The organism is Vagococcus vulneris (assembly GCF_003950515.1).
Classification (GTDB): domain Bacteria; phylum Bacillota; class Bacilli; order Lactobacillales; family Vagococcaceae; genus Vagococcus; species Vagococcus vulneris.
On sequence record NZ_NGJS01000017.1, the window covers coordinates 1 to 13,923 of the forward strand.

Consider the following 13,923-nt stretch of genomic DNA (forward strand, 5'->3'; position numbering starts at 1 on the left):
CTTCTTCTTTTACTTCTACTGGATAAGCAATCCTTTTAACCATAAAAAACACACCTCCGTTAAATTCATTTTACATGAATTCAACAGGGGTGTTTTTATATTTGTCTCATCTTTTGGGGTCAGTTCCCAAGCTTTCAATAGGTCTTTTTAATAGTATTCAATTATTTATGTTCTGCAGCAAATTGTTTTAATTCATCCACTTTATCTAATTTTTCCCATGTAAAGTCAGCATCATCACGACCAAAATGACCATAAGCTGCTGTCTTGCGATAAATTGGACGACGCAAATCAAGCATTTGAATAATACCTGTCGGCGACAAGTCAAATAATTCACGAATCGCTTCGATAATTTTTGATTCAGATATAGTGTTGGTACCAAATGTCTCAACAGAAATGGAAACAGGTTGTGCCACGCCAATGGCATAGGCAAGTTGAACTTCGCACTTGCTGGCCAAACCTGCAGCAACCACATTTTTAGCAATATAGCGTGCAGCATAACTAGCCGAACGGTCAACTTTTGTCGCATCTTTCCCTGAAAAAGCACCACCACCGTGACGAGCATAACCGCCATATGTGTCGACAATAATTTTGCGACCAGTCAATCCAGAATCACCTTGAGGACCACCAATAACGAAACGACCTGTTGGATTAATATAATAGCGTGTCTTTTCATCTAATAATTCAGCCGGTATTTCGGTTTTAACCACTTTGTCTATCAAATCATTTTTGATAGTTTCCAACGACACATCTTCATCATGTTGTGTACTGATAACAACAGTATCTACGCGCAGCGGTTTATCCTGTTCATCGTATTCAACTGTCACTTGTGATTTAGCATCTGGACGTAAGTAAGGTAATTCTTCGCTCTTGCGTAAATCTGCTAATTTCTTCGTTAAACGATGACTTAAAGCAATCGGCAAAGGCATTAATTCTGGTGTTTCATCAATTGCGAAACCAAACATTAAACCTTGATCACCCGCACCAAGAACTTCGACAGCCTTGTGCTGTCCTTCTTTTTTTTCTAATGATTCATCAACACCTTGTGCAATATCGGGTGACTGTTCATCAATCGCGACCATAACTGCACACGTATCACCATCAAAACCATATTTTGCACGAGTGTATCCGATACTTTTAATCGTATCTCTTACGACGCGTTGGATGTCAACGTAAGCAGTCGTTGTAATTTCACCGAAGACAAGAACTAATCCTGTCGTTACCGATGTTTCACAAGCAACACGTGCATGCGGATCTTTCGCTAAAATAGCATCTAAAATTGCATCACTGATCTGATCAGCAATTTTATCTGGATGGCCTTCTGATACTGATTCTGATGTAAATAATCGTCTTTCTTTCATTTCGGTTATTCCCCCTGAGTTTTATTCGGTTACAAGGCATCTTTACAAAACTAGATGTAAATCCTATCGGGAATCTTGCAACATTGTCAGTATAACAGATATTTTCAACTTTACCTATACAAAATTTCTTGACGTTTAATAAAACTTCGCCTAACATTAAAGTGATGTGAAAAAGGAGGTAAACCAGTGCTGAAAAAAAAGACATTATCACTGCCATTTGTAATCATTATCACTTGTCTGCAAACTGCCATTTCTATTGTACCGGGCGCTTTATTCTTTAGGGACAGCAGTCAAGGTCCTAATATTCTGCCATATATGATTGCCTACTTGTTAATCTGCGATTTTTTTCATATCTTTGGTCGAATGACCTACAAACAGGGGCGTTCTCTGGCTTTACCAGCTTACAGTTTAAAAATAATTATCAGTGTTGTCTTAATCTTTCTAATCACTAAGGAAACCGCCATCCAATTTGCGACTATCTTACTAGCTTATGAAGGGTTCCAACTGCTGACCTTTTCAAAACGATTTTTCTATATAGATTCACTGTCTTACTCAGTCGTCAATGCTTTTTTCAAAGGAATTGTTTTTAACCAACTCCTGACAATCAACTACCCGTTTACTTATCATTTCGACTTAATGAAACCATTTATTTTTTCTTTTGTCCTGATTTTATTTATTACAATTCTCAGTCAGGGAATGTACTCATTCCTTAAACGACAAGCCTGGTTTTTGATTTTAGCTGTTCTTTGTTTAGTAGCTATTTACTTTTTATTATTCAGACAGTATCAGGATGGAAGTATAAATCTCTTAAAATTTATCGGGTTCACATTAATTAATTTAGCATCAATCTACTTCTTTTTACGCTCTAAGAGCATGCATAAAAAAGAATTCGTTTTAAATGTTATGGCATTAATCGGATTATACATATATTATCTATAAAGACTGATTTTGATACATTCAAATTTAGTCTTTTTATTTATCAAAAAAGCCTCGAAACGATAGACGTTTCAAAGCTTTTTAATTTTTATTCAGCCACTTGTCTAAGTGCCATTGCCATGTTCACCGTTACATCGGCTAACACATCTTGAGGATCTATCACCAAACCATCTTGATAAGATTCAAAATCTTCAACCAATGATAATTCCGTACAACCTAACAAGACAACATCACAAGTTAATTCTTTAAACATTCTATCCAGAATTGTAAAATACAGTGTTGTATCATAGTCATTTGCCGCTTTCACTTTATCAAAGATTAATTCACTAACCAAGTCTTGAATATCTTGTGTTGGGTGAACCACTTCATACCCTGCTTCTTCAATAAATGGATCATAAATACCGTTTTTTATAGTACCCTCTGTCCCTATTATTCCGACACGAGCACCGCTTTTTTTAAAATCAGCAATACGTTCAACGGCCAGTCTCGGCATATGCAGAATAGGTATTGGTGTAGCCGCTTCAAGTTCTTCAAAGAAATAATGTGCGGTATTGCAGGTTAAAACAAAAAATTCTGGATTCAAACGGCTTTGCTGCTGCAGTATTTCAATTAAATAAGGCATCGGATTATCATTCAATTCTGGATTCATAATATAGCTACTACGATCAGGAATCGTTGAGTAATTAACTAAAATATAGTCTAAATACTCTTGGTCTTTTGTTGCTGGAGTTTTGCGATTAATCATCTTAATATATAACTCTGTCGCCATTGTTCCCATGCCGCCAATAACTGTAAAAAACTGCTTCATGCTTTACACCACTCTTTTTCCATATTTTTTAAATTCTTTACGATAATATCTAAACATACGCTGTAAATTAATGTAACGAGGTAAATTACGATCACCTTTGTAATAGAAGGTGTAGCCATACCTTTTCTCTGAAATCATTTGCTGTGCTATTTTCTTATATGGTGTATTCGGTACATAGCGGTTAAACACATCAATCGGTACATTCAACCACAATTTCCCCTCGTCATCAGAAATATTGCTGATTAAATTATCAGCATCTTTCAAGTCGTCATAAATATAATCTCTAACAACCCATTCAGCAAGATTCAATCCGTTTAATGTGACAAAAAAACTGCTACGTCCCTGACGAAGATTGATTTCAAAAAACTTATAAGTATTATCTTTGATATCGTATTTCAAGTCAAAATTAGCAAATCCGGTATAATTTATATCCTCAAGGAAAAACTTAACTTTTTCGCAAATTTCTTTATTATAGTCGGGCATAATTGCCAAATAATTACCAATTCCTAAAGGTGTTGGGTCTTCAAGCAAGGCATGACCTAGACACATCATCTTGACTTTATGATTTTTATCAACGTAGACATTCAAGACACGCATTGGGCTCTCGTTACCTTCAACAAATTCTTGAAGCACCATGTTATCGCGATAGCCAGCTTTATAAATACCTCTAATAATGCGAATGTACTCTGCTTCATCATGAATAATATATACTTTTTCCTTAATTGGCGCATCAAAATCATTCCACGTCACGCTGTTTGCCGGTTTTAATGCCACCGGATAAGAAAACGGATTAGCATCTTCACCCTTAGACATCATATCAACAGTAATGATATGAGTCTTTGGATAAGGCAGACCGTATTTCTCACAGACATTGTAAAAACTCTCCTTATTCTCCAGTTGATTTTCTAAAGATTTCGCAATATAAGGACAAACAAAAGTTTCCGACAACTCTGACAAATGTTTTGAAATTAAATCTGTATACCAATCACCCATTCCCATTAAAATAACAGGAACTTCAGCATGTGCATACTCTTTTGCTACTTCTCTCATTTTATTAATAAATATTGGGTCTGTATCAAAACCTGGTACAACTTCCATATCTAAAATCTTTGTATGCTGTGTCGGCGCGAGTACATCACTGGCGATAACTCGCACTGGCTCATGTGTTATATCATAAAAAGACCGCGCCATTCCGTATAGGTTTAAATCGCCCCCTAATAATACTGGAATAAAGTCTTGCTTTTCTGCCACTCTCATCTAACTCCTTTTAGAATTACTTTTAGTTTTCAATAAAATATACTTCATACCATTTTATAAATGTATACACAGTAAAAATCTTTTGCATATTTGCAATTCCTTGCAGTTGCTCATCCAATAATTTGTTTAGATAAGCCGTATTAAAGAATTTTTCTGCAATATCAGAATTAAATGCATCGCGAATCATTGCTTGATATTTGTCTTGTTTTAACCACGTTGCTAAAGGAGATGGGAACCCCAGTTTTTCACGATTAACAATACGGTCTGGTAATTTGCTCTCAGACGCTTCACGCCAAGCCACTTTAGTAACACCATCTTTTACACGTGTATTTACTGGCATCCTTTTCGCTACTTCTGCTACTTCTTTATCTACTAATGGCGTACGAACTTCAAGTGAGTTGGCCATACTCATACGATCTGCTTTATGTAAAATATCATATGCTAGCCATTCGTGAATATCAAAATGCTGCATTTGTGTCACTGGATCTTGGTCTTTTACTTCATTAAATAATCCCTTAACAAATGTTGATGACGGTTTATTATATTTTGAATTTTTAAGCAGATCATTTCGCTCTGATTCATTAAACACATAATTAACCCGGTAGTAGCGTTCGCTGATATCTTGTGCCCCACGAATTAAGAAACGACGGCCATGAAAATGCGGCATACGTTTAGCAGTTTGTGAGAATAATTTACGCATTGTACGTGTCGTAAATTTATTGTACGTTTCAAAAGTACCGGCCTCTAAATATGTGTTGTATCCGCCGAAGAATTCGTCCGCACCTTCACCTGACAGAGCAACTTTAACATGCTTACTGGTTTCTTGAGATAAGAAATACAGTTGAATAGCTGAAGGATTTGATAACGGCTCGTCCATGTGATACATCGCTGTTGGAATAATATCAAAGAAGTCCTGGTCATCAATTAGAATAGCCGTGTTCTTTTGGTCTATTTCAGCAGCAAACTTTTGCGCCCATTCTAATTCACTGATATTTTTATCTGAAAAACCCAGAGAAAATGATTGGATGTTCCCATCTTCACAAGCTTCATTTAGAATATAACTTGAATCAATCCCACTTGATAGAAAACTACCAACTTCAACATCTGCAATCATGTGTGATTTAACTGATGAATCGACTGTTTCAATTAACTCAGCTTTCACATCATCCATAGTTAAACTATTATCTGGTTCAAACTCAAAATGGTAGTACTCTTTTACAGCTAATTTACCGTTTTTATATAAAAAGAAATGTCCTGGATTTAACTTAAACACATTTTTAAACATTGTTTCATCATTTGGGATAAATTCAAAACTTAAATGAACAGGTAACAATTCTTCATTTAACTCTTTAACAAACGACGGATGATCCAAAAAACCTTTGATTTCTGAAGCCCATAGAAAGGCATGTTCATCTTTATAGTAGTATAATGGTTTAATACCAAAATGATCACGTGCACCGAATATCTCTTTAGTTACTGAATCATAAATGACAAATGCATACATCCCACGAATGCGATCTAATAATTTTTCTCCCCATGCATCGTACCCATGAATAAGTACCTCTGAATCAACATCTGTTTTAAAGTCATAACCCATAGCTTGTAATTCTTCTCGTAATTCCAAATAGTTATAAATTTCACCATTAAACGTCAAAATCTTTGTTCCTGAATTATTTGCCATCGGCTGACTACCATGATCAATATCAATAATTGATAAACGTCTAAAGCCCATTGAAATAAAATCATCTTGAAAATATCCTTCGTCATCGGGGCCGCGATGAATAATACGATCAGCCATCTTTTTAATTGTTTCTTCGCCGACCATCTTCTGATTTACATATCCTACAAAACCACACATATAATTAGTCCTCCATCACTTTCACTATTAATTTATTTAGTCATTCTATTTTCTAATCTTACAACTTTCAAGTATACGTTAAAATCTATAAAATTTAAAGATTTCCAGAGTTATTATATCAATTTTAATCAGACTCTACACGATTACTGCTTTTTATTTTCTTAAATCTTAATAAGTCAACCAAACAATCTATTTGGATTGTGTATATTTTTTATCAATAAACTGATATAATTAGTAATTAAATAGATTATTACAAGTAAAGGGAGTCTATCCATGAAAGTATCCATCATTATCCCATGCCTTAATGAAGAAAAAATGATTCCTATTTTCTTTAATGCAATGGAGTTAGTTAGACAAACAAATCATTATCACTTTGAATATATTTTCGTCAATGACGGTTCTAAAGATCAAAGTTTAGCTGAAATGCGTCAGCTTGCACAACAGTATAACTATGTTCGCTACATTTCTTTTTCTCGGAATTTTGGGAAGGAGTCTGCTCTGTATGCCGGATTAAAGACAGCGACAGGAGATTTAGTTACCGTTATGGATGTCGATCTTCAAGATCCACCAGAGCTATTACCTAAAATGATTGACCGTATTTTAACTTCTGATATTGATTGTGTGGGTACTCGTCGATCTGATCGGCAAGGTGAACCACCAATTCGCAGTTTCTTTGCCCGTAAATTTTACCAATTAATTAATAAAATCAGTGAAACCGAAATGGTTGATGGTGCTCGTGACTACCGCTTAATGACTCGCCAAATGGTTGATGCTGTTTTAGAACTTTCAGAGTACAACCGATTCTCCAAGGGTTTATTCAGTTGGGTAGGTTTTAACACAGAATACCTTTCGTTTGAGAATAGAGAACGTGTTGCTGGTGAAACATCTTGGTCTTTTTTCAAATTATTCAAATATTCAATTGACGGAATTGTCAATTTTTCTGAAGCACCTTTAAATATTGCCTCTTATACTGGTTTTTTATCTTGTATTGCGGCTGTTTTAGGGATGATTTTTATTATTTTTCGTGCCTTAGTCTATGGCGACCCTACAGCTGGTTGGCCATCAATGATTGTCGTTATCCTTTTCTTAGGTGGTTTACAGTTATTATGTCTGGGTATTATCGGCAAATACATCGGTAAAATATTCTTGGAAACAAAAAAAAGACCCATTTTTATTGTGAAAGAAACTGAAAAAGATCTATTAAAATCCAATGAACATCAATAACATATGTCAATCGTTCTTCATTATTCTACTGAAGAGCGATTTTTTTGATTGGTTATCTAATAAGGAGGTAATCTTATTTTGCGTGCTATCGTTAAATATTTAATGTTTATTTGTCTATTTGTACTTCTCATCACCTTTTTTTTAGTTATATGCGGCTCTCACCAAATGGATAAAACATCCTATCAAGTACATTTGTCTGAAGATAAGCCAAACCCAGAATGTATCAGAAAAAGCGCCGATATGACCTCAAAAAAAGCTACTCAATTAAAAGACACTCTCAATAAAATGACAGTCGATGAAAAAATCGGGCAATTATTTTTAGCTCGAGTACCAGAAAAAAATGCTCTTGTTGACATTAAAACTTACCACCTGGGCGGATATCTTTTGTTTGGGCGTGATGTTGCTGGCGAAACCACTGATTCATTAAAGAAAAAAATCGTCTCCTATCAATCAGCCAGTCGTATTCCGCTGCTGATTGGTTCAGATGAAGAAGGCGGTACTGTCTCTCGATTGAGTCAAAATTCGCAGATCATTCAAACGCCGTTTAAATCTCCGCAAGACCTTTATAAATCTGGAGGTTGGGAAGCAATCAAACAAGATACCGCAGTTAAATCAACAATCTTTAAAGAGTTAGGTATTCATACCGGACTATTTCCAGTGGCAGATGTATCAACTAACTCCAATTCTTTTATATACGACCGAACAATTGGACAAGATGTTGTGAGTACTAAAAAATTTGTGACCGTTATCGTATCCGAGCTTAAAGATCAGCAAATTGGTTCTACTCTTAAGCATTTTCCCGGTTATGGAAATAGTTCAGATTCACACACAGCCGTTATTCATGATTCTCGTACGCTGAAAGAATTGCAGACCGACGCCTTACCACCGTTTCAAGCTGGTATTGATGCTGGGGCTGACAGTGTCTTAGTTGCCCACAATATTTTCGACAACATTGATGCACATCTACCTGCCTCCCTCTCTAAACCAATCCATCAGCTGTTACGAGATGATTTGAACTTTAATGGTGTAATCATGACTGATGACATGGATATGGCCGGTATTACTGATTTCACCAGTCAAAGTGACGCAGCCTTAAAAGCTTTAGAAGCCGGAAATGATTTGATTTTATCATCGTCCTATGCTGAACAAATTCCCACAATCAAAAAGGCTCTCAACTCAACAGAAAGTACCCTAACTGAAAAACAATTAGATGAATCTGTACTAAGGATTTTAGCCTGGAAACAATCACTGGGGCTGATACAACAAAATACTCCTTAACCATTCATCACTAATGGTTAAGGAGTATTTTATTATTTAAAATTTTGATCTGCCCACTGAACATAACTATCAACAGCAGAGTTGATAAAATCAACAGTCTTTTCCATTAAAATACCATCATCATTCATACTATCTGCAATATGACCAATATACATCTCTGGCTGATCCATCGTATGAACATTTAAGAAACTTAAAACCTGTCTAAGATGATGATTGGCACCAAAACCGCCGATAGCACCTGGAGATACACTGATAATTGCTGCTGGTTTATCATTCCAGCCATTCTCTCCATAAGGTCTTGAAGCAATATCTAAGGCATTTTTTAACACCGCTGGGATAGAACGATTATGTTCGGGTGTGATAAACACATAACCATCTAACTTTTTGACTTTATCTCTAAATTCTGTCCATTCAACTGGTGAGTGATCAGCGTCATCCAATCCCTGATCAAAAAGTCCCAAATGATTAATAGGGAGTGTCTCAATAACAAACGATTGACTTAATCGTTGACTAACTGTTTCTGCAACTAACTGACTGTATGAACCTGGGCGACTGCTTCCAACTAAAATTCCAACTTTTTTTGACATAACGTGTATCTCCTCTCGTTAATGTAGTCCATCTTTAGTTTATACTAGAATAGACGGATGTTACAAACAATTGACTTTAAATACTTATGATAAATCATTTAATTTATCCACGATTTAAATAATAATCTATGTTATAATAAACATAGATTATTATTGGAGGGAATTATAATGAAAAAAATCTGGAGTCTTGCTCTGTTGGCTTTAATTACATTTGGCTTCTCAACTATGGTAAGTGCAAATAATCCGTTAACTACAAATGAAAAGGCTATTTTAAAAGAATTAGAGTCTGTCACTTCCGCTGATGGTACTATTTATAAAATACCGACAGATAAATTGACACAAGTAGAGAATACACTCAAAGCTAATACATATACCGATAAACAAACCGCAGAAGTCCTTGACTTAGTAAAAGCATCTAAAAAATTAGTCCACAATACATCAAAAGGTATCAAAGGAAAAGGTGGCAACATCATAGATTTCGGGAAACAATTACCAGAAACAACAAAAAAAGAAATTCGTGCTAATTTTACTAAAGCTGCGAGCATTTTAGAATTAAAAGTAGATCCTAAGACATTATCATTAGTCACTAAAAATGATAAAACTGCAACAAACGGTCCTGTCGTTAAAGCAACCGGCGGTAATTACCTAAAAAGTTTTGGTGCAGTAAGTTCATTATTCATCGGTGCACTCGTGCTTGGTTTTAGCACTAAAAAATATTGGTTGGCTTAATATTATGAGAAAATACAAGTTGTGGGCATATATTTATATGCCCATTCTTTTTCTTTGTTTAGGTTACGGTATTTTATCTGTGATATTAAGTCCAGTCATTGATTTAGTCAAGTCAACAATCACGTTGGTTATTATGGATAAACCAACCTCTGATATGAAACAAGCAAAATCTATTTTTAGTGACAAAAAAACAGAAAAAAAGAATGGTGAAAAAAAAACTAATATCAAAGAGAAAGAGACGACCCAAAAGACTCAACCAGCAACCATTCCAGCCAAAGACGTGACTTATCCCGATACCAGTGTCGAATATGCAAAAATTAATATCGATAAGGCAAACATTCATTCTAAAATATTTTTTGGTGATAGTCCCGCTGATTTACGCAAAGGTGTTGGGCAATATCCCGGCAGTGTTTTTCCAGGTGAAGTCGGAACTTCATTAATGGGTGGGCATAATACAACGGATTTTGGCACCATGAACTTAGTTGATGTCGGCGATTCAATTGTTATTGAAACAAATTATGGTACGTATACTTACAAAGTAACGAGCCACCGTGTGGCTAAGTTTAACGACCCGTCAGCAATTGAATCGCTCTATGTGAAAGAGGGGCATAAACTAATTTTATACACCTGTTACCCCATGGATATGGTTGGTCTAACGGATGATCGCCTGTTTGTTTACGCAGACCTAGAATCTGGACCTCTCATTGATGCATCATAAAGGAGTAAATCTATGAAGAAAAAACAACGTCTCATTCGTCAATTTATTTGGGGATTTGTGGCTTTTGCAATAACTATCTTTTTATCTGGTTTTATTATTCTGTTAATTATCCAACATACTATTTTTTCAGGTGATTATTATCTTAAACAAGCTGATAAAACCGATTATTTTCAAAAAGTCCACAAAGAAGTTATTGTTTCCATTCAAGATTTAGGACGAGGTAGCGGTATCCCACCAAAAGTCTTATCTAATGCTATCGAACAAAAGCAGGTCACTACCGATATGACAATGTATCTAAAGCATGCACTTAATCAAGAAGATTTCCAGCCACAAAAAGAACCCGTTCAGAATTTAATTGAAAAAAAAGTAACCGTTTATGCTAAAGAAAAGTCTGGAAAATTGAGCAAACAGGAATTAGATGGTATTAATTATTTCACCGAAGAAGCCTATAAACAATACATATCTTATTTAAAAATACCTTTTCTAGCAGCCCTAGGTCAAAAAATTGGGACCTTTAATCAGCAAATTATGCTATTTTTAATTAGCTTGGGACTAGGAACAGTCATTTTATCAGGTATGCTTATCTTCCTATTATACAAACGTCTTTTTATGCTGTTACGGTATCTATCTTTTGCTTTCAGCGGAACCGGTCTTATTCTAATAACTATGCCACTCATAATTATCACTTCAAAAGTCATTAATCGGTTGTCTATACAGCAACCATCGTTGTACACTTTAATGACGACTGTTTTGAAGGGTAGTCTGATTCGGCTAATTGTACTAGGCAGTCTATTTATAATAATTAGTCTTATTTTAAGTTATTCCTCGGTCCAATTAAGAAAAAAAGAGGTTGCTGCTCGTGTCAGACGGAAACGTAAGAAAAAATATTAATAGCTCATATAAAGATTTCATAAATATAAAAATAAGGCATATGATTAAGTTTGTTCCAACATTTTTTTAAAAGGCTTTATGTTTAACATATGATTATGATACAATGCTAGTGTATCACTGTCTCAAAAAATAAATAATGGAGGAATTCAAATGAAAAAACTTTTTAGTTTATTGTTAGTTTCTTTACTGGCTGTTATCTTTGCTAGCTCAGCAAGTGCTAATACTGCTAAAGGCGGAGCTATTTTAGATGAGTTAAATGCTGGTGTTACAACTGATGCTGGTACTTTCTACTTACCGCAACAATTTATTACACAGGCTGAAAATGAATTAAAAGCTAACAACTATACTGATAGTCAAGTTGATCAAGTTGTTGCGAATATTCGTGCAGCAAAACAATTGGTTATCGATAATTCAAAAGGATTGAAAGCAAACAGCTTAAGCGAGTTGATGAATCAACTTCCTCAAAATGTTATGGACCAAATTTGGAGTTACGTAACTAAATCTGCTAACGTCCTAGGTTTATCAATTGACCAAAAAGGTAATATCCTATCACGTGATGGTAAAGCTATTATCACAACAAACACTAAGAATCAACCGGTTGTTAAAGCTACTGGTGCCAACTATACAACAGCTTTAGCATTACTATCAACATTGGTTTTAGGTTCTATCGGTAGTGCTGTTGTTTTAAAAAGACGCGCGGTTGCATAATTTATGAAGAACAAAAACGTATGGGCATATTTTTATATGCCTATTCTTTTTCTCATTATTGGATACGGCACCATCTATATCCTACTGTCACCGGTAGTGGATTTAGTATCTTCTTCTGTTCGTTTAATTCTATTAGATACAAAACCGACTTTTAATAAAGCAGATAACTCCATTTTTGATGAGAACAAAGAATTAAAAGATAATAATAAAACTCTTTCCCAAAATGACATAAAATATCCAACACTAGGTGTTGAATACGGCCAAGTAATTGTAGATAAAGCTAAAATCAAAGCCAAGCTTTACTTCGGCGACAGTCCTGAAGACTTACGTCGCGGGGTTGGCCAATATAACGGCAGTGTCTTTCCTGGTGAAGAGGGAACATCTCTAATCGGCGGTCACAATACAACTGATTTCGGTACCTTAAATGTTGTTGAAACGAACGATCCGATTGTCATAAAAACTAATTACGGCACATACACTTATAAAGTTACAAGTAAACGAGTTGCTAAATTTGATGATCCTACTGCAATTGAGTCGATTAATGTGCGAAATAAAGGACGGCATTTAATCTTATATACCTGCTATCCGATTGAAATGATTGGTTTAACGGATGATCGTCTGTTTGTCTATGCAGACTTAGTCTCTGGACCGTTAATCGAACCTAATAAGTAAGGGGAATAGAATAGATGAATAATAAGCAATCTTTTTTACGACATTTTCTTTTAGGCTTTCTTTCTTTTGTCTGTACAGTTTTATTATCCAGCTTAGCAATTGTAATGATTATTGAGCATACTCTCTTTTCTAGTAATTTTTTAATTGCTTCAGCAGAAAAATCAAATTATTATTCAGAATTGTCAAAAGATATTAAAACAAACATACAAGATTTAGGCATGGGCAGTGGAATTCCTAAAGACGTTATCCAAACACCTGTTAGTCAAGAACAGATTAAAGTTGATGTTAATTCATACATTAAGCATGCATTTAACGGTGCACAAGTCCTTGGTGATAAAGAAGCCTTTAAAAAGAATTTAACAACTAACGTTACAGCCTATGCTGAAAAACGTGATAGTACCATTTCCGAGACTGAAAAACAAAATATCCAAAAATTTGCAGATACAGCTTATGCAAATTACACTGAATACGTAGAAATTCCTTTTTTACCTGCTTTTGGTCAAAAAGTTCAGGTGTTTAAAGCAAATTCATTAATTTTTAAAATTATTTTAATTTCTTGTCTTGTTTTGCTACTTATCCTGCTTTGGTATTTATTACATACGTGGATACATCGCTTATTGCGTTACTTATCCTATGTCTTCAGTGGATCAGCCCTCATTTTAGGTGTTATCCCTTTAATTATTTTGATAAGTCGCATAATCGACCATATATCAATTACATCTAAACCGCTGTATGATTTAACTACATCATTTTTAAAGGGATCGCTCATGCATTTTGTTGTTGTCAGTATGGTTTTCCTAGTCATCAGTGTCGTCAGCGGTCTTTCTGCCAATCGCTTGCGGAATAAAAAAATAAAGAGCTGATATCAAAGTCACTAATCATCCGATAGTGGCTTTTCT

At 35.0% G+C, this 13,923-nt stretch carries 14 protein-coding genes and 1 riboswitch; of the genes, 9 read left to right on the forward strand and 5 right to left on the reverse strand.

Annotated elements, in window-relative coordinates:
* Positions 1-161 precede the first annotated feature (161 nt).
* Positions 162-1,358, reverse strand: a complete 1,197-nt coding sequence (metK, locus tag CBF37_RS09685; protein ID WP_125984554.1) for a methionine adenosyltransferase — start codon at positions 1,356-1,358, stop codon at positions 162-164.
* Positions 1,356-1,444: riboswitch (SMK box riboswitch) on the reverse strand. (Overlaps the previous gene by 3 nt.)
* Before the next feature lie 100 nt (positions 1,445-1,544).
* Between metK and CBF37_RS09690 the strand changes: the two genes are divergently transcribed.
* Positions 1,545-2,297 carry a hypothetical protein gene (locus tag CBF37_RS09690; protein WP_125984555.1) on the forward strand — a complete coding sequence of 251 codons (753 nt, stop codon included), beginning with the start codon at positions 1,545-1,547 and terminating at the stop codon, positions 2,295-2,297.
* Between the two features lie 85 nt (positions 2,298-2,382).
* Here the strand turns inward: CBF37_RS09690 and CBF37_RS09695 are convergent, their stop codons facing one another.
* The 3 genes from CBF37_RS09695 to asnB form a co-directional block, all read right to left on the reverse strand.
* The gene (locus CBF37_RS09695) at positions 2,383-3,102 is read right to left on the reverse strand and encodes an aspartate/glutamate racemase family protein (protein WP_125984556.1); all 720 of its coding nucleotides are present in this window, start codon (positions 3,100-3,102) and stop codon (positions 2,383-2,385) included.
* A 3-nt stretch (positions 3,103-3,105) separates the two neighbouring features.
* Complete coding sequence (locus CBF37_RS09700; protein WP_240626702.1) at positions 3,106-4,293, reverse strand: carboxylate--amine ligase; 1,188 nt, start codon at positions 4,291-4,293, stop codon at positions 3,106-3,108.
* A gap of 88 nt (positions 4,294-4,381) precedes the next feature.
* Entirely contained in the window at positions 4,382-6,217 is a 1,836-nt protein-coding gene (asnB, locus tag CBF37_RS09705) for an asparagine synthase (glutamine-hydrolyzing) (protein WP_125984558.1), read from the reverse strand.
* Positions 6,218-6,490: 273 nt separating this feature from the next.
* Between asnB and CBF37_RS09710 the strand changes: the two genes are divergently transcribed.
* Both CBF37_RS09710 and CBF37_RS09715 read left to right on the forward strand, forming a co-directional pair.
* Positions 6,491-7,441, forward strand: coding sequence for a glycosyltransferase family 2 protein (locus CBF37_RS09710; RefSeq protein ID WP_125984559.1), 951 nt, complete (start codon positions 6,491-6,493; stop codon positions 7,439-7,441).
* A 165-nt stretch (positions 7,442-7,606) separates the two neighbouring features.
* Positions 7,607-8,719 carry a glycoside hydrolase family 3 protein gene (locus CBF37_RS09715; protein ID WP_240626701.1) on the forward strand — a complete coding sequence of 371 codons (1,113 nt, stop codon included), beginning with the start codon at positions 7,607-7,609 and terminating at the stop codon, positions 8,717-8,719.
* A gap of 32 nt (positions 8,720-8,751) precedes the next feature.
* Here CBF37_RS09715 and CBF37_RS09720 read toward each other — a convergent pair whose 3' ends face one another.
* Positions 8,752-9,306, reverse strand: coding sequence for an NADPH-dependent FMN reductase (locus CBF37_RS09720; RefSeq protein WP_125984560.1), 555 nt, complete (start codon positions 9,304-9,306; stop codon positions 8,752-8,754).
* A gap of 168 nt (positions 9,307-9,474) precedes the next feature.
* Between CBF37_RS09720 and CBF37_RS09725 the strand changes: the two genes are divergently transcribed.
* From CBF37_RS09725 to CBF37_RS09750, 6 genes are all read left to right on the forward strand, one after another.
* Complete coding sequence (locus CBF37_RS09725; RefSeq protein WP_125984561.1) at positions 9,475-10,035, forward strand: hypothetical protein; 561 nt, start codon at positions 9,475-9,477, stop codon at positions 10,033-10,035.
* A 4-nt stretch (positions 10,036-10,039) separates the two neighbouring features.
* Complete coding sequence (locus CBF37_RS09730; protein WP_125984562.1) at positions 10,040-10,753, forward strand: class D sortase; 714 nt, start codon at positions 10,040-10,042, stop codon at positions 10,751-10,753.
* 12 nt (positions 10,754-10,765) lie between these two features.
* Positions 10,766-11,644 (forward strand): hypothetical protein, encoded by an 879-nt coding sequence (locus CBF37_RS09735; RefSeq protein WP_125984563.1) that lies wholly within the window; start codon positions 10,766-10,768, stop codon positions 11,642-11,644.
* Between the two features lie 150 nt (positions 11,645-11,794).
* Positions 11,795-12,352 (forward strand): hypothetical protein, encoded by a 558-nt coding sequence (locus CBF37_RS09740; RefSeq protein WP_125984564.1) that lies wholly within the window; start codon positions 11,795-11,797, stop codon positions 12,350-12,352.
* A gap of 3 nt (positions 12,353-12,355) precedes the next feature.
* Entirely contained in the window at positions 12,356-13,024 is a 669-nt protein-coding gene (locus CBF37_RS09745) for a class D sortase (RefSeq protein WP_125984565.1), read from the forward strand.
* A 14-nt stretch (positions 13,025-13,038) separates the two neighbouring features.
* On the forward strand, positions 13,039-13,887 hold the full coding sequence (locus tag CBF37_RS09750; RefSeq protein ID WP_125984566.1) for a hypothetical protein: 849 nt from the start codon (positions 13,039-13,041) through the stop codon (positions 13,885-13,887).
* Positions 13,888-13,923: the final 36 nt, after the last annotated feature.